Raw genomic sequence first — 16,718 nt, forward strand, 5'->3', positions numbered from 1 at the left:
TGGTTTTTCGTTTGTGTTGATGAGAAGTCTTCTGGGTTTGTCTATTCGCTGCAGCAGGTTGCGGAGCCCGATAGACTATCGACTGCTCACAAAAAAACGAATAACCGAAAGCGGGAAAATCAGTGCACGTACGGCCCCCAGTCGTCCTCGAAGTAACGAACCAGGGCTTGGTTGTTGAGTTGGTTGATGTCGGTGGGAATTTCGCTCATGTCAGGCGGGAAGAAACGCATGTCGCGGATGGTGGCGGGGGTCACGTAGCGCAGGCCGGCGGGCAGGGGGCCGGCATCGGGCCGCCAGTGGGCATTGCGGCCGGCCAGCACAAAGCCCCACTCCCCGAACGAGGGCACGTAACAATGGTAGGGCAGGGTAGTGAAGCCGGCGGCCTGCAGGGTGTGGGCCACGCACCAGAACGAGCGGCGTGCCACGTAGGGTGAGGTACTTTGCACCACCACCCAGCCGCCCGGAGCCAGCCGCTGCTCCAAAGCCCGGTAAAACGCCGCCGAGTAGAGCTTGCCGATGGAGTAGTTGCCCGGGTCGGGGAAGTCCACCACGATGCAGTCGTAGCGGCTGGTATCCTGACGCACCCACTGGTAGGCGTCGCCGTTGATAACCTGGACTTTGGGGTGGAGCAAAGCGCGGTGGTTGAGGGCCAGCAGCATCTCGTTGCGCTGAAACAGCCGCGTCATGCCCGCATCAAGGTCCACCAGCCGGATGCGCTGGAGCTGCGGGTACTTCAGCAACTCGCGCACCGCTAGGCCGTCGCCGCCGCCCAGCACCAGCACCTGCCGGGCCCGGGGCAGGGCCTGCATGGCCGGGTGCACCAGGGCCTCGTGGTAGCGGTACTCATCGAGGGAGCTGAACTGCAGGTTGCCGTTGAGAAACAGCCGCAGCTCCCGCTGATTTTTGGTGAGCACCAGCCGCTGGTAGGTGGTGCTCTTGGAGTAAATCACTTGGTCCTGAAACGCCATGCCCTCGGTGTAGGTCTGGATGCGCTCAGCGTAGCCGAAGCCCACGCCCAGGGCCAGCAAAGACGCCACCAGTGCCCCGGTGAGGCCGCGCCGGAAGGGCCTGGTTTCGGGGAAGCGGTACAGGGCCACGCCGGCCACCACCACGTTCAGCGCCCCGCACAGCAACGACGTACGAATCAGGCCCAGTTGCGGCACCAGCACCAGCGGGAATACCAGGGAGGCCAGCAGCGCCCCGATGTAGTCGAAGGTGAACACGCGGGAAACCAAGTCTTTAAACTCGAAGCGGTTTTCCAGAATCCGCATCAATAGTGGAATTTCCAGCCCCACCAGCACGCCTGTAAGACCCACTAGTGCGTACAGAATCAGCCGGAACGACACCACGTATTCGAACAGCACGAACAGCAGCGGGGCCGAGAAGCCGCCCACCAGCCCCACCAGAATTTCGAGCCGGATAAACCACCGCAGCAGGGAACCGCCCAGGTAGCGCGACAGCCAGGAACCGATGCCCATCGAGAACAGATACGCCCCGATAATGGTGGAAAACTGCATCACCGAGTCGCCGAGCAGATAGGATGCTAGGGTGCCCGCAATCAGCTCGTAGATCAGTCCGCAGGTGGCAATGACAAACACGGAGCCCAGCAGCAGCGCCGAGCGGTAATCCGTCGGGGCGGTGGCCAGCCCGGGAGCTGGCCGCCGCTTCCGGCGCACGGGTACTCTATCCATGAATGGCGGAACTGATAATCAGGGCTACGGCAATCATAAACGCCGCCGCCATAATGGCCAAAGCCGTGTTGTGCTCCTCGATAATCTCCTTCCAGAGCATGCGGGGTGTCAGCTTCTCAATCACCACGAAGCTGATAACCAAAATGATGATGCCCAGCACCGAGTAGATGACGGAGGAAGCAATGAGCTTGAAGTTGAGGTATTCCATATGGGAAGGAGCTAGAAGGGAGGAGGTAAGGAGCTAGGAGTTTTTGGTGGTCAATTGAACGTCATTCCGAGCGGAGCGAGGAATCTCGCGTGCTGACGATTAGTTACCAGCGTAACGTCAGCACGCGACCTGCTTCGGCTTCGCTTCTGCATGACGTTCAACTGGCAACCGACAACTGGCAACTCATAACTCACTTGTGAAAATACGTGGCGCGTCCGCCGGAGCCGTGGGAGCCGCCGGTGCCGTTGAGGTTGGGTTCCTGTTCGTTGTCGTCGCCGAGCAGACGGACACCCGAAAGGCCGGCCCACACGAAACCACCGTAGGTGAGGGCCGCAAACAGGGCGTAAAATCGGATTTTCCAGAGGGAGCGAAGCCAGGTCATAGCAGGTGGCGGGAAATCAGGAGTCGGAGGAAGCGTAGGGACTGAAGTCGCTGTTCTCCCAGCGGCTGCTTTCGTGGAAGGCCCGGCGAGCGTAGAGGATGCCCGGATACAACAACAGTAACACCAGGGCCAGCCCGGCGTTGGTACCGGCTGTAGCGTGGGCTTCCACGGTGGCCCGAAACTGAATGGGAGCAGGGCTGGTGGGCTCGGTGATAGGGTAGAAATTGAGATGGTACGGCCCGGCCGGCACGCTACTCAGCAGCTTCTCGGTGTCGCGGGTGCCTTCGCTCCAGCTTTCCCCCTCCTCCACGCCGGCGTAGTATTCCATGCTGCCGGTGGCGGCAAACTGCTGGCCGGTCTGCTCATTCACCAGCGAGAAAGGCAATTCCACCCAATTATTATTCACATCGGCCCACAGCTTCACGGTAAGGGCCCCGGTGCCGGGCACCGTGAACGAGGGCGACACCAGCACGGTGCGCTCAGCCGGCGTGGCCAGCAGCGGGTTGCCCAACGAATCGGTAACGGGCTGTACAGGCGTAGGCTCGCTCACAAACTCCTTATTGAATACCGGCTCGTTGCCCCAAAGCATCAGGTAGATGTGCGTTGCCACTACCAGCAAAGCCATCAGAAGTGAAAGAGTGCTGAGCTGGGACCAATAGGCTTGGCCCGGGGCGGGCTGGGCGGCCCCCACACCGGTGCGGTACGGCAGCTGCTCCGGGGGCATCCCAAAAGCCTCGGCTACTTCCCTCGGCTCCAGGTGGCGGGCCTTGAACCAATGATTGTGCTTCTTGTTCTGCCGCTCCCGGACCAGCATCAGGGGCGGACTGATGTACTCGGAAATCGTCAGGCTTTCGTCGGCCAGCACGTTCCAGTCGAACTCTCCGGCGGCATACAGAATGTGGGGCGAGTAACGGTTGTAGAGGCGGAAATCGGTTTCTGGTACTTCCACCATGCCGCCTATGCTCACGCGGTACTGCTCCTCAGTTGGTTCAAGCAGCAACCAATGGCCCTGAAATACGGCCAGCTGCCGATAAGTGCCGGTTGCTTCCTCGCGTAGCTGAAATTCTTCCCAGCGGTACGACGCATTTTTGACCTCGCAACGCCACATGTAGCCCGTTACGCGGTAGGTGTTACCCTCCAGCTGGCCGGTGCTGCCCAGTGCCAGCGCGGGTTTCTGGCGTGGTACATCCTTAAACTTGCGCAGCTTCTTGGGCGCGCCGGTTTCGGGGTATTCAAAAAACGTGTTGCACTTCCGGCATCCGAAGAAGGCGCTGTGCACGGCATCGTAGTACGGCACCTCGTGGCCGCAGTCGGGGCATTTCACGGCCGCCGGGGCCACGCTTGGGGGCGCACTCATCGGCGGACTTCGGTTTTGCTCTGCTCCGTTGCCTCGAAGAAAGCCAGCGTGGCGGCGTATAGCTCCCGGGCGCGGTCGGCGTTGTCGCGCCGGAAGTTGGAAAGAAACACGTCGAAGGTGGCCAGCCCATGCTCGGGCCAGGTATGAATGCTTAAGTGCGACTCGGTAAGGGCCACTACGGCCGTAAAGCCGCCGGCCGGAAAGGCGTGGTAGGCTGCACCCACTGCCGTCAGGCCCTGGGCCGCTACCTGGGCTTCAAAAAAGGCCTGGCAGGCCGGCATATCCAGCAGTTGGGGTGCCGGGGCAGTAAACGTGGCCAGAATATGCAGGCCCGGAGCGTACGTAGTCATCGGCAGCAATACCATAACGGCCCCCGATTACCGGGCGGCCTTATCGGCAATACTACGCAGGCCCGGGCCGGTATCAAAACCCACGGCCCGCAACGGAAGCTACGGGGCGCGGGGCTGGGGGGAAGAGGAGGTGGCTTAGTTACGGGCCGCCTGCTTGATTTCCGGCGCGGTTGTCGGATGGGTGCTGGGCTTGACAGTAGGAGCCAAGGACTGAATCCAGTTCCGGATGGCATCCTGCGCTGCTGAGGCGAATACGGGGGATGGTTGGCCGTTAATCAGGGGCCATTCCGTCATTGGGGCCTGAAACAGGTGATTAATCCCATCAAGGCGGCGTACCTGCACCTGTTTGTTGCCTTTAAGTCCTTTTTCGAGTACGCTCAGGTTGGCTGAAGCATTTACCAGCAAGTCTTCGTTCCCGTGCAGCAGCAGCACCGGGCATTGCACCGTTTCCAGCTCCCGCTGCGGATAAAAGCGCAGGTAAGAACGCACCCAGGGGCTGGTAAGCTGGGCTGCTCCGGCTACGTAAGAAGAGTCAGGAAGGCCAGGGGTGGCGGCTTGCAGCAGCTTGGCTACTTCGGCCTGCGCCGCTCGGTCATCGGGGTTCTGGCGTACTATTTCCAGCAGTGGACGTTGCTCTTTGCTGAGAGCGTCCAGCCGTTTTTTCTCCTCCGCCTTCTGGCGCAGATACTGCTGATCGAGGTAAATCTGAATCTGGGCGGCATTGGAACCGCCGGCGCGCATTTTCTCTACCTGCTCCTGTGTAGTAGCTCCGTGGCGCTGATTCTGCCTGATTACACCGTTGAGCAGCGTATCGGCCACAGCGCTGGCGCGGCCCAGGCCGGGCTGCATACTCAGGATATCCGCTCCGGGCAGCCCGGCGGCGGCCAGCGTCACCACGAAAGCCGGCGGCTGGGGCCGGGCGGCCGCCAGCAAGGCTACGTTGCCGCCTTCGCCGTGACCGACAAGGCCCACGAGCTGGATATCAATGAGCGGTTGATTCCGTAGGAACTCCAGGGCCGCCTGCGCATCGCGCACCCGGTCATCGGGACTGGCCAAGGCATCTTTTCCGCCCGACTGCCCCATGCCCCGGTCGTGGCAGCGCAGTACCGCAATGCCCCGGCGGGTCAGGTGGTCGGCCAAGCCACCCAGCAGCTTGTAAGTACCATACTGGCCATCCTGGTTTTGCGGACCCCAGTCAGAAAGCAGCACTACGGCCGGGAAAGGGCCCGAACCGGCCGGAATCGTGAGCGTACCCTGGAGCGTGAGCTTGTCAAGCGGATTCTGAACACTAACCTCCTGCACCCGGTAGGGCGGCGGGAAGCGGAAGCTTTTGGGCGCGCTGGGCGGCGGCGGCACAAATTCCAGCGTGAGCGGCGCACTGAAGCCGGGCTGGCTCCAGGTGCCTTCCAGCCGTTTGCTGTCAGTTGAGCGCACACCTTTAAACCGGCAGCCCACTTCCTCCGCTACAAACGTAATGGTATCGCCGTGCTGCGCCACGGCCGTCGGAATGCGGTTGATCCGTTGGGGTACCACGTTCAGCACGGCAAAGCGGTTGCCATTGGCCAGCTCCGTCACCAGAATCTGAATGGGCAGGCTGCCTCCCGGCACGGTAAGCGGGCCTTTCCATTCGCCTTCCAGCGAGTATTTATTGATGGCCTGAGCTTGGCTCAGGCTTGGCAGCATCAGTAACACCAGCAGCAGTGCCGCCTGAGAGTATTTTCTACAAGTAGTACTAACTCGATCCGAAAGCATACGGCGGAGAAACTGGTGAAACGGGTGCAGACGAAGTGTAAGCGCTAGGCGTAATGCAGGCGAACTTAAGGAAGCAGCACGCGGGAAATGACGTGAACCGTGCCGTTGGTGCATTGCACATCAGGAATAACCATGCTGGCGTCGGCCGTGTTGCTTTTGCCTTTCACCGTCAGTACGCCATCGGTAAAGGCTCCCAGCGTAATTGGGGAACCGCTCAGAGGTGTGATGGTGCTGTTTTCGGGCAGCTCCGGCGTGAATTTGCCGCCGGGTACTACGTGGTTCAGGAGCACGGCCGTAACCGTAGCTTTGGGCAGCCGCCGGATATCGGCCGGCACATTCAGCGGAACGCCCAGCAAGGTGCCCAACTCGCGGAAGGCTTGGTCGGTGGGAGCAAATACAGTAAGCTGCGGGCTGCCCGGCGAAGCCGATAAAGCCCCGGCCAGATCGGCATACAGTACGGCCTCTACCAGAAAGCTCAGTTCGGGTTTGGTAAATACCTGCGCGTCCTTCAGTGCAATGGCTGATTGCACGATGTCGAGGCCTGTAGCCAGCAGCACTTTGTCCACTACGTGCACAGTTCCGTTGGCGGCCGGCACATCGGTAGCCAGAATACGGGAGCCGTTCACGTACCGCACCCCGGCGCGGTCAATGATCCGCCGTGTTACTCCCAGAGCGGAGGCCGAGGTAGAATTCGTGGTGAGGCTGCTGCCGGGCAGGTTGCCATTGGCTACGTGGTACAGCAGGGTGTTGGTCAGGAAAGAAGTTTGCAGTCCGGTCAGGTCAGGTGCCGCGCGAAATCCCAGCCGGGCAAACGCCGCATTATTGGGCGCAAAAACGGTGTAGTTACCACTGGCGTCATTAGGATTTTTATTAGACAATATTCCGGCTACTCCTCCGCGTACTGCTGCGTCTTCTAATAACTGGAAGTCGTCATTAGCCACGGCAATGCCGGCAATAGAGGCATCCGCATCCTGGTCGGTAGAGCAGCCGGTCAGCAGCAGCACGCTAACTGCGAGTAGTTGTAATGTGCTTTGTAATAGGTTTTTCATGGTTATTTTCGCTTTCGTGAACACTTTTTCAGCTACTTTTGCTGAACGGCTCGGGTACTAACGAGAACAAAAGTTCATCGGATTTATCTAATTCGCAAACCGATTTAATATTTGTTTCCGTAGGTCTGACCCGTGCGGCAGGAAAGTATATTCCTGTTTTGGGAATAGTATGATAATTGTGCTTTTCTCATTCGCGTTAACATGTCATAAATCCCGGGCTAACCTCTTTTAATTCGATGAACAACTCCTACTTCTCGCCCATCGTGGCAATTTTATTGCTGAGTGGCGTAGCCACGCAGGCCCAAAGCCTGAGCAGCGGCTTCATGTCGGGCCGCAAGCATGGCTCTGTTTCCGTGTCCGGCACGCAGGAGTGGTACCAGCAGGTGTACCTAGTGCCGGAGAAAATTAATGATGTGCCCATCTTTCGGCGCATTCAGGTGAAGTCGGTGAGCCTGTATGCCAACTATGGCATTACCGATAAAATTGAGGCTGTGGTGAGCCTACCGTACGTGCGGTCGGAAGGGCAGGCCTCTGCGCAAATCCTGCAAAACTCGCCCTACACCAACGTGCGCGAGGGGTTGCAGGACGTTTCGGGTCTACTCAAATTCAAAGGCTACTCTACCGAAGTGGGCAGTAGCATTCTGAGCCTGTTGGGTGTGGTGAGCATGAGTACGCCCCTGAGCAACTACAAATCGGAGCAGGGGCTGGAGTATATTATTGCCATCGGGAACAAGGCCACCAAGGTTTCCACTGCCGGTATTGCGCATCTGCAAACGGCCTCGGGCGTGTTTGTTACGGGCCAGGCCGGGTACAGCCTACGCTCCGGCCGGGTGCCCAATGCCTTTATAGCTGAAACAAAAGTGGGCTACGCCGGCCCCCGCATTTACGTGGATGGTTGGGCCGCCTTTCAGAAATCGTCGAGCAGCGGCACCGACATTCTGCAGCCGGGCTTTGATGGCGACTTCACGGCTACCCGCGTAGACTTTGCCCGAGTGGGCGTGAGTGCTTTCCGGCCGCTGGCCCAGGGCTTCGGGCTGGTGTTGGGGGCAAGTACCTACGTTTCGGGACGCAACGTGGGTAAATCGACGGGCGTAACCGGTGGTCTGGCATACAATTTTTAGTGCCTGCTTCTCAGTCGTAGTGCCCGAAGGCTCCGTCAGCAACTGACGGAGCCTTTTTTCGGTACTGGTGGGGTAGGACCGCAAATCCGGGGCAGGGGCTACCTTCGTGCCGCATTCCCTCCATTTCCCACCGACTCCTTAATAGATAGTATGAGCATTTCCCGACTGGAACACGATTTTCTGGGTGAGCGAGAAATTCCCGCCGACGCGTATTATGGTATCCAGACGCTGCGCGCGCTGGAAAATTTCTACATCACGGGTATTCCGCTGAAGGTAGAGCCGTTGTTTGTGCAGGCGCTGGCGTTGGTGAAGAAAGCCGCTGCCCTGGCCAACCGCGACCTGGGCGTGCTCCAGCCCGCCATTGCCGACGCCATTGCCCAGGCCTGCGACCGGGTAGCGGCCGGGGAGTTCGACGGGCAGTTTCTCACCGATATGATTCAGGGTGGGGCCGGCACGTCGGTGAACATGAACGCCAACGAGGTCATTGCCAACGTGGCCCTCGAAATCATGGGCTACCGGAAGGGCCAGTACGAGTTCTGTCACCCCAATAACCACGTCAACTGCTCGCAAAGCACCAACGATGCCTATCCAACGGCCTTCCGGATTGCGCTCAGCAACAAGCTGGTGGGCTACAGCCGGGTACTGGGCGAGCTGGCGGATGCCTTTGCTGCCAAGGGTGACGAATTCCGGAACGTGCTGAAAATGGGTCGTACCCAGTTGCAGGATGCTGTGCCTATGAGCATGGGCGACGAGTTCCGGGCCTTTGCCACCAATCTGCGCGAAGAGCTGCTGCGTATTGAGGACAGCCGCCGCCTCATCAGTGAAATCAACATGGGCGCCACGGCCATCGGGACCGGGGTAAACGCGCCTCAGGGCTACGCCGACCTCGTAACCAAATACCTGCGCGACGTTACCGGCCTCGACCTGAGCCTGGCTGGCGACCTGATTGAGGCCACCTACGATACGGGCGCCTACGTGCAGCTCTCAGGCGTGTTGAAGCGTACGGCCGTAAAGCTCTCCAAAATCTGCAACGATTTGCGCCTGCTGTCTTCCGGCCCGCGCTGCGGCATCAACGAAATCAACCTGCCGCCCTTGCAACCTGGCTCCAGCATCATGCCCGGCAAGGTAAATCCCGTAGTGCCCGAGGTGGTAAACCAGACGGCCTTCTACGTCATTGGTGCCGACCTGACGGTGACCATGGCTGCCGAAGGCGGACAGCTCCAGCTGAACGTGATGGAGCCGGTCATCAGCTTCGCGCTGTTTACTAGCATCAGCTATATGACCAACGCCTGCCGAACCCTGCGTGAGAAGTGCGTAGTAGGTATTACGGCCAACAAGGAGCACGCCGAAAATCTGGTGCGCAACAGCATTGGTATTGTTACGCAGCTAAATCCGGTGCTGGGCTATGAAACCTCGGCCGAAGTGGCTAAGGAAGCCCTGAAAACCGGCAAGTCAGTCCACGATATTGCCGTAACTGAGCGGCAGCTGCTGTCGCAGGCCAAGTGGGATGAAATCTTCACCTTTGAGAATCTGATCCGACCCAGCTTCGTCCAATAGATAGAGCACAATAATAAAAAAAGGGCCCTGCTCAGTTGAGCAGGGCCCTTTATGTACCCGGAGCCGGGGTCGAACCGGCACATCTTTCGATATCGGTGTTTGAGACCGACGCGTCTACCGATTCCGCCATCCGGGCATTTCTCGCCGTGCCTGTCGGTAGGTCAGGAACGGGTGGCAAACTTAGCCAGACTTTCGCGAATGCGCAAGAGGTAGCGCTTCTTCAAATAATATGTCTGCACCTGTTTTAAGGCCTGGGGACGGGTTTCGGCGGGCAATCCTTCGTAGCCTGCCAGTACTGGCTCAATGCCGGCTTCCAGCGTGGTGGTCAGGGAGTTGACGTCGGCTTCCACACGGCCGACAGCGGCCGGGTCGGGCTCAAATTCCAGCTCCATTAATTGCTCGTTGAGGTCCATAACTTCCATCAAAAAATCGGCGGGAAGCTCTTGTTTTCCTTCTTCCAGCAGCCCATGACGGCCCAATATGTAGGCCATACGCTGGTCTTCGCCGGAGAGTGTGCGGTAAGCATTGGTATTGAGGGTAGCCAGTTGCAGAATTTCCTGTTGCCGTTCGGGGCTCTCGGTGGCGTGAAAATCGGGGTGGTACTCACGACTCAGCGCGTAGTACTGCCGCTTGAGGGCGGCGGTATCGGGCCGGAAGGATTCCGGCAGCTGGTAGAACTCGAAGTAGTCAGGTGTGGTCATCGGCAAGGGGAAATGAGCGTAAGAAGGCCATGGTACGGGGTTAGATCTGGCCCGGGGCCGGCGGCAACACAGCGGGCCGGACTGAAAATGCCACCGGCGGGGCCGCAAACAGAACCTTAGTAGCCGGCCACACTTGGCCAAACAATGCGGACCGGCGGTAAGCGTTCAGGGCATCGGCCGAGTCCCAGTGGCTGTGCGTACAGTACACGTGGGGCTGGTCGGCGTCCTGCCACAGCTCCAGAAACCGGCAGCCGGGCATTGCGCGAATCTGGTCCTCAGACTCCTGAAAAAGCCGTAAAAATTCCGCTACCCGCGCTGGCTCCAGCGTCAGGCGTACAATCCGAATCAGCATCCTTTGGTTTTTGGGTGTTCGTTTTTGGCTGTTGGGTGCTTCCGGCTGAGGTACGGTTTGGGGGTATTTCGAGAATGGATAATAGCCAGAAACCACTAATCACCCCACAAATCGGATATCTACCTGGGAATCGAAATGCAGGCCTAGCAACTCGGACGCATTGCCCTGGTTGATACCAATGCACAGGCGGTCCTGGCTGTTGAAGATGCATACAGCCTCGCCGGGCGCGGCGGCCTGGAAGTGCGCCACTATTTCCCGCACCGTTTCGCGGGCAAAATGGATGGTGAACGGCCGGGTACGGCCCACTACTTCCACGGCCGTGCGGCTGATATCAGTGATGAGGTTACCGTAGTGGTCTACATGCACGACATGGCCGGTGATGCGGTCATCCTGCAGACGCATTTGCCGGTTCAGGAGCTGGTAAGTTTCGGTGGTGGCGGGGCCCAGTTCAGCCAGCGAGCGGCCCTGGGCCAAATGCACGGCGGCCGGGGCCAGCAGGTCGCGGGTGGGAGAGGAGGAAGGCCCGTTACCCGCGCTCAGCACCACCAGTTCATCGGGCTGCCCGTCACAGAGCAGGGGCAAAAGGCCGTTATCGGCCGACACGAAGTAGTGCCCCTGAAAACGGGCGGCATGCCACGCCGCGCGCGGCGAGCCTAAGTCGTTGACGCCGACCAGATGAACCGTGCCAGCCGGAAAATCCTGGTACACGGCGCCCAGCACATGCACGGCGTGCGCAATGTTGAAGGGCTCGATGCCGTGCGTAATATCTAGTACCGGCACTTGGGGAGCCAGCTGCAGAATACGGGCCTTCACGGCCGCTACGTAATGGTCGCGGTAGCCAAAATCGGACAGAAACGTAATCAGGCCCATGACCGGAAATTGGGAGTTATTCGTACTATTGCCAAGCCCCATTCGGGGGCGGCAAAAGTAGGCGTTTTGCCGCGAACCGGCAGCGGCAACGATAAGCTGATTTTTGTTGTTACTGTTAGCAGAGGCCTGCACTGGACCTGTTCAGTGCTAGTTTTCCTTCTCCTTTCGCTCTTAAATTCCCTCAGTTTGGTCGAAAAAATCATCACACTGGAAAATGTGTCCTTGGTTGAATTCCTGGGACCCGATAACCAAAATATCCGCCAGCTGGCGGCTGCCTTCCCGGGCAGTAAAATCGTTTCCCGCGGCAACGAAATCAAGATTCAGGGCCAGACGGCCGTTATCAGCCGCATCAACGAAATCCTGTCGGCACTGCTGGAGCACTACCATCAGTACGGGCAAATCACCGATAAGACCGTAAGTCAGTACCTGTCCTCGGCCGAAGAAGAACACGATGAGGCGCGCATGGCTGCCTCGCCCGACGTAATTCTGTTTGGCGCCAAAGGAGGCGTCATCAAAGCTAAAACGGCTAATCAGCAACGGCTGGTAGATGCCGTGTTGCGCCACGACCTGGTATTTGCGCTGGGGCCGGCCGGTACGGGCAAAACCTATATCTCGGTGGCGCTGGCCGTGCGGGCGCTCAAGAATAAAGAGGTTAAGAAAATCATCATTTCGCGCCCCGTGGTGGAAGCCGGCGAAAGCCTGGGCTTCCTGCCCGGTGACATGAAGGAGAAGGTAGACCCGTATCTGCGCCCGATTTACGATGCGCTGGAGGACATGCTGCCGCCCGAAAAGCTCAAGCTCTACCTCGAAAACAAAACCATCGAAATTGCGCCCTTGGCGTACATGCGCGGCCGGACGCTCAACAATGCCTTCGTGCTGCTGGATGAGGCCCAGAACACCACGCCCAGTCAGCTAAAGATGTTTCTGACCCGTATGGGACCGTACGCCAAGGTGATGGTAAACGGCGACCGAAGCCAGATTGACCTGCCCACCAAGCAGAAATCCGGCCTGATTCAGGCCTTGGATATTCTGCGCGACGTGAAGGAAATCGGGTTCGTGGAAATGTCGGTCGAAGACGTGGTGCGGCACCGGCTGGTGAAGCAGATTGTGCTGGCCTACGACAAGTTCGACGTGGCCGCGCAGCAGGAGGAAGCCAATCAGGCCAACCGGCCCGTGCGTGCTGCCCAGCCCTACCGCCGTCCCGGTGGTCCCGGCTCGGCCGACCTCGACCCGGCCAAACACCCTGATGCTCGCCGCGAGAATGACGGTACGCAGGTGCTGCCCGTCAACCACGAACAGTAGCCAGAGGTGCAGAAAAGAAAGCGGCTGCCTGCACAGGCAGCCGCTTTCTTTTCTGGATTTACCAGCAACATGCAAAAGAGTCTTCTACCAGACTAGTGAATTTCGCCATTGCCGGAGCAGCCGGCATATGTATGAACACATGGAAGTAACCCGCATTACTACGGAGGAGGACCTGACTAATGCCCTGGCTATTCGCCGGACGGTATTCGTGCTGGGCCAGAACGTACCGGCCGACCTCGAAAACGATGCGCATGACCGCACCGACGCCACGCACTACTTGGCCCGGGCCGCCGATGGTCAGCCTTGCGGGGCTGCTCGCTGGCGCGTTACGGAAAATGGGGTGAAACTGGAGCGCTTCGCGGTGCTGGCCGGGTACCGCAACCAGCAAGTGGGGGCTGCGTTACTGGCCGCCGTACTCCGCGACGTACAGGCGGCTCATCCTGCCGCCGAAGTATACCTGAACGCGCAATTGCCCGCCGTGCGTTTTTACGAGCGGCATGCCTTCCGGAAAGCCGGTGCAGCCTTCTGGGAAGCTGGTATTGAACACTATAAAATGGTCTGGCAGCGCTTGTAGCGGTTGCGCAACAGCGGCATGTCGGTGGCGCATAAGCCGGTTCTGTTTTCCTATTATGGGGAGCAGAACCGGCTTTTGCGGTTTGACTTATTTTCTCCATTTTGACTGGGTAATATCTCGCGGTGCCGGCTGCACTATGCGTTGGCCTTATCCTTATCAAGATGGTTATCAAATGGGCTCCGAATGCCTTCATCCGGCTGGTACTACCGCTGATGGCCGGTATCCTGACCTACCTATATATCGGTAGCCAGCTCCCCGATTTTCGGCTGCTGCTAGTAGGCCTGGTATTACTTTTTCTGTTGGTGCAGTTCTGGGCCGCTCGGCGGACTAGCCCGGGTGCTACCGATGCGGCCGGGCTGCTGGCAATGCTGGTGCTATATGCCGCCGGCCTCACCTTCACCCAGCAAGGCACCGAAAGCCGTGCGCCGGACCACCTATACCGTTTTGGTAACCGCGTGGAGTTTTACCGGGCCGTGGTGGACGATTACACTGTGGTTCGGCCCGCTACCTACGCTACCACCGTACGCGTTTCGGCGGTGCGGGTGGCAGGGCAGTGGGGGCCGGCACGAGGCGGTATCCGGGTGTCCATCCCGCGCGACGACAGTACGGCTGCTCCGCAGTACGGCGACGTATGGCTGGTTCGTGGGGCGCCCGCACCTAGCAAGGCTCCGCTGAACCCCGGGGAGTTCGACTACCGCCGCTATCTTGCGTACCACCAGGTCTATCATCAGCAGTTCATCCACCCTGACCAATATCAACGAATAGCCATTGCGCCGCCCAGCCAGTTGCGGGCCATGGCCATGCGCGCCGCCCGGGTGCTCGATGGGGTGTTCCGGCAGTATGTGCACGCCAAGCGGGAGTATGCGCTGGCTTCGGCGTTGGTACTGGGCATTAAGGATGAAGTAGATCAGGAAACCAAGCAGGCCTACGCCAACACCGGTACCACGCACATTATGGCGGTTTCGGGGCTTCAGGTGGGGCTGTTGTTCGGGGCTGTGACGTGGCTGCTAAGCCTGTTGCCGGGGCGGCGCGAACGGGTGTTCCGGCTGCTCACAGCGCTACTGGGCCTGACCGTTATCTGGAGCTACGCGTTTCTCACAGGGCTGTCGGCTTCGGTTCTGCGGGCGGCCGTCATGTTTTCCTTTATCATCATCGCACGGGCTACGGGGCGGCAGACATCTATGTACAACCTGCTGGCCGTGGCAGCTTTTTTCCTGCTCTGCTACGACCCGTATCTGCTGTGCGATGTTGGTTTTCAGCTGTCTTTCCTGGCTGTACTAAGCATCGTGTACCTGCAGCCGCGCATTGCGGGCTGGTTTGAGCCGGAGGAGTATTTCCTGGATAGGCAGCGACCCTGGCAGTCGAAGGCAGTGCAGAAAAGCTGGAAATGGTTGGGGAAAGGCGTCAACTATATCTGGCAGGCTATGGCCCTATCGTTAGCGGCACAGGTAGCCACATTTCCGCTGGGACTGTTTTATTTCCATCAGTTTCCACTCAGTTTCCTGCTCTCCAATCTGGTGGCAGTGCCCATTTCCAGTGGCGCGGTATATGTGGGTCTGCTTTTGCTGGTGCTGAAAGGTGCGGTGGCACTGGTGGGCCTTGCCTCGCCGGGCATAGCGCAGGTACTCAACTACGGCCCGAAAGGTGTGGCGTGGTTGTTTGAACGAATGGTTTGGGCCTTCAACGAGTACATATTCTGGATTGGGCGCTCCATGCCCGGCGCGCTGGTGTCGGGCATTCACGTAACCACGCCTCAAGTCTGGCTCATTGGTGGCGTACTGCTGGCGGTGCTGGTTTTTATAGCCCTGAAAAAACTGCCCTGGCTGGCCGTCGCCTGTGCGTTGCTGGGCTTGTTTGCCGGCAGTCGGGTATGGGCTGCGCATCAACTGGCCCCCGATGAACAGCTGGTTATCTACAGCATTCCGCGTCGATCCGTAGTTGGTTTCTGGCACGGTGCTGCGGCCGAAATAGTAACCGTTGATTCGTTGCCGCTCTCTGAAACCGAACGCACCTACCGCATCGTACCGGGCATCATTCAGCGCGATGCCCGCCGGGTTATGTATCGGCAGGGCTGGCAGCGTAGTCAGGTGCCGACTGCTGTGGCGGAGCCGGGCCTGACGCTGGTCGTGTGGCGCGGCCGGCCAGTGGCCTTTATCAACGACCGGTTGAGCGGGGCCACGCAGCCGGCGTCCGGCCTGACAGCCATCGTGCTACGCCGCAACGCCCGCGTGCAGCCAACGGAACTTGCAGCGCTGTTCGGGACGGCCGCGCCCATAGTATTTGATTCTTCCTGCAAGAGCTGGTATGTGCTCCGGCAGGATTCTTTGCTGCGGGCCGCCGGCTTCCAGACCCACGATGTGACGTTACACGGGGCGTTTATCGTGCGGGCCGGGCAGTAGAAAGGCAGAGGCAGGCAGTTGGCCGAAACCGTAGAGGGGTTAGGAGGAGTATATCGTATACTTAGTAGCATCAATTTTGCTACGTTTGGTTTTCGCGCCCTCTTTTTCTCAGTAGCCTGCTACCTGCTCGCCGGGCAATGGGCCTACTGAATTGTTCCACCGCTCTGCAACACCCTGGTTATGGAAGACATGCCCACTCAGGAACTGGAAGACCTTCGCTTCATCCGCTACGATGCGCAGGACTCTATCGGCTACATCACCCTCAACCGCCCCGACAAGCGCAATGCCCTCAACGCCGAAGTGGTAACGGAGCTGAAACAAGCCTTCGAATTTGCCGAAAATGACGAAGCCTGCAAAGTAATCGTACTGCGCGCCGAGGGGGACGTGTTCTGCTCCGGGGCCGACCTAGGCTACATTCAGGAGTTACAAAGCTTCGGCTATACCGATAACCTGGCCGACTCAACGCACCTCATGCAGCTGTTCCACCAGATTTATACCCTCAAAAAGGTGGTTATCGGGCAGGTGCAGGGCCATGCGCTGGCTGGCGGCTGCGGGCTGGCCACCATCTGTGACTTTGCCTTTGCGGTACCAGAGGCCAAATTTGGGTACACTGAAGTGAAAATCGGGTTTCTGCCCGCCATTGTCAGCGTATTTCTGGTGCGCAAAATTGGGGAGGCTCGCACCAAGCAGCTGCTGCTGACCGGCGACGTCATATCGGCGCAGGCCGCTCAGGATTTCGGGCTGGTGAACTTCTTGGTGCCCCGGCAGGAGTTAGCCGATAATGTGTATCGGTTCGCCCGCCGCCTCTGCGTGGAAAATTCGGCCCAGAGTATGGAAATAACCAAAGAAATGCTGGCCCGCATCCCGGAAATGCCACTCGAGGAAAGTCTCCGCTACGCGGCCCGTATGAACGCCGAGGCCCGGGGTTCTGATGATTGCCGCCGTGGTATTGCCGCGTTTCTCAGCAAAGAAAAAATTGCCTGGGAAAACTAACTGGCTTCATCTTCGCTTGTTCTTTTTTAAAAGCCTCCGCGCGGCACGCCGGGGGCTTTT

General features: G+C 59.1%; 16 protein-coding genes and 1 tRNA gene. 6 read left to right on the top strand and 11 right to left on the bottom strand.

Annotated elements, in window-relative coordinates:
- Window positions 1–119: 119 nt before the first annotated feature.
- The 7 genes from HSW_RS07010 to HSW_RS07040 all read right to left on the bottom strand — a co-directional run bounded on the left by HSW_RS07010 (window position 120) and on the right by HSW_RS07040 (window position 6,789).
- A complete protein-coding gene (locus tag HSW_RS07010) occupies window positions 120–1,691 on the bottom strand; it encodes a polyamine aminopropyltransferase (RefSeq protein ID WP_081768292.1) in 1,572 nt (523 codons plus the stop codon).
- Window positions 1,684–1,899 carry a DUF350 domain-containing protein gene (locus HSW_RS07015; RefSeq protein WP_044001369.1) on the bottom strand — a complete coding sequence of 72 codons (216 nt, stop codon included), beginning with the start codon at window positions 1,897–1,899 and terminating at the stop codon, window positions 1,684–1,686. The genes HSW_RS07010 and HSW_RS07015 overlap by 8 nt, the downstream gene beginning before the upstream one ends.
- Before the next feature lie 190 nt (window positions 1,900–2,089).
- Window positions 2,090–2,281, bottom strand: a complete 192-nt coding sequence (locus HSW_RS07020) for a hypothetical protein (protein WP_044001370.1) — start codon at window positions 2,279–2,281, stop codon at window positions 2,090–2,092.
- Window positions 2,282–2,297: 16 nt separating this feature from the next.
- The gene (locus HSW_RS07025) at window positions 2,298–3,638 is read right to left on the bottom strand and encodes a DUF4178 domain-containing protein (RefSeq protein ID WP_044001371.1); all 1,341 of its coding nucleotides are present in this window, start codon (window positions 3,636–3,638) and stop codon (window positions 2,298–2,300) included.
- Window positions 3,635–3,988: an S-adenosylmethionine decarboxylase family protein gene (locus HSW_RS07030; RefSeq protein WP_052346790.1), complete on the bottom strand. Its 354-nt coding sequence runs from the start codon at window positions 3,986–3,988 to the stop codon at window positions 3,635–3,637. The genes HSW_RS07025 and HSW_RS07030 overlap by 4 nt, the downstream gene beginning before the upstream one ends.
- A gap of 135 nt (window positions 3,989–4,123) precedes the next feature.
- Window positions 4,124–5,671: an alpha/beta hydrolase family protein gene (locus tag HSW_RS07035; protein WP_044001373.1), complete on the bottom strand. Its 1,548-nt coding sequence runs from the start codon at window positions 5,669–5,671 to the stop codon at window positions 4,124–4,126.
- 134 nt (window positions 5,672–5,805) lie between these two features.
- Complete coding sequence (locus tag HSW_RS07040; protein ID WP_044001374.1) at window positions 5,806–6,789, bottom strand: fasciclin domain-containing protein; 984 nt, start codon at window positions 6,787–6,789, stop codon at window positions 5,806–5,808.
- Window positions 6,790–7,025: 236 nt separating this feature from the next.
- On the opposite strand from HSW_RS07040, the gene HSW_RS07045 reads away from it, so the two are divergent.
- Entirely contained in the window at window positions 7,026–7,910 is an 885-nt protein-coding gene (locus tag HSW_RS07045; RefSeq protein ID WP_044001375.1) for a hypothetical protein, read from the top strand.
- A 150-nt stretch (window positions 7,911–8,060) separates the two neighbouring features.
- Window positions 8,061–9,467 (top strand): aspartate ammonia-lyase, encoded by a 1,407-nt coding sequence (gene aspA, locus HSW_RS07050; RefSeq protein WP_044001376.1) that lies wholly within the window; start codon window positions 8,061–8,063, stop codon window positions 9,465–9,467.
- A gap of 54 nt (window positions 9,468–9,521) precedes the next feature.
- Here aspA and HSW_RS07055 read toward each other — a convergent pair.
- From HSW_RS07055 to HSW_RS07070, 4 genes are all read right to left on the bottom strand, one after another.
- Window positions 9,522–9,603, bottom strand: a tRNA-Leu gene (locus HSW_RS07055).
- Window positions 9,604–9,628: 25 nt separating this feature from the next.
- Window positions 9,629–10,168: an iron-sulfur cluster co-chaperone HscB C-terminal domain-containing protein gene (locus HSW_RS07060; protein WP_044001377.1), complete on the bottom strand. Its 540-nt coding sequence runs from the start codon at window positions 10,166–10,168 to the stop codon at window positions 9,629–9,631.
- A 40-nt stretch (window positions 10,169–10,208) separates the two neighbouring features.
- Window positions 10,209–10,520, bottom strand: a complete 312-nt coding sequence (locus HSW_RS07065; protein WP_044001378.1) for a putative quinol monooxygenase — start codon at window positions 10,518–10,520, stop codon at window positions 10,209–10,211.
- 99 nt (window positions 10,521–10,619) lie between these two features.
- Window positions 10,620–11,390 carry an SAM hydrolase/SAM-dependent halogenase family protein gene (locus HSW_RS07070; protein ID WP_044001379.1) on the bottom strand — a complete coding sequence of 257 codons (771 nt, stop codon included), beginning with the start codon at window positions 11,388–11,390 and terminating at the stop codon, window positions 10,620–10,622.
- A 186-nt stretch (window positions 11,391–11,576) separates the two neighbouring features.
- Between HSW_RS07070 and HSW_RS07075 the strand changes: the two genes are divergently transcribed.
- The 4 genes from HSW_RS07075 to HSW_RS07090 all read left to right on the top strand — a co-directional run bounded on the left by HSW_RS07075 (window position 11,577) and on the right by HSW_RS07090 (window position 16,658).
- Window positions 11,577–12,692 (top strand): PhoH family protein, encoded by a 1,116-nt coding sequence (locus tag HSW_RS07075; protein WP_081768294.1) that lies wholly within the window; start codon window positions 11,577–11,579, stop codon window positions 12,690–12,692.
- 139 nt (window positions 12,693–12,831) lie between these two features.
- On the top strand, window positions 12,832–13,266 hold the full coding sequence (locus tag HSW_RS07080) for a GNAT family N-acetyltransferase (protein WP_044004239.1): 435 nt from the start codon (window positions 12,832–12,834) through the stop codon (window positions 13,264–13,266).
- Between the two features lie 161 nt (window positions 13,267–13,427).
- The gene (locus HSW_RS07085; protein ID WP_044001380.1) at window positions 13,428–15,665 is read left to right on the top strand and encodes a ComEC/Rec2 family competence protein; all 2,238 of its coding nucleotides are present in this window, start codon (window positions 13,428–13,430) and stop codon (window positions 15,663–15,665) included.
- Between the two features lie 180 nt (window positions 15,666–15,845).
- Window positions 15,846–16,658, top strand: coding sequence for an enoyl-CoA hydratase/isomerase family protein (locus HSW_RS07090; protein WP_081768295.1), 813 nt, complete (start codon window positions 15,846–15,848; stop codon window positions 16,656–16,658).
- The last annotated feature ends 60 nt before the right edge of the window (window positions 16,659–16,718 follow it).

Source organism: Hymenobacter swuensis DY53, assembly GCF_000576555.1.
Lineage (GTDB): Bacteria > Bacteroidota > Bacteroidia > Cytophagales > Hymenobacteraceae > Hymenobacter > Hymenobacter swuensis.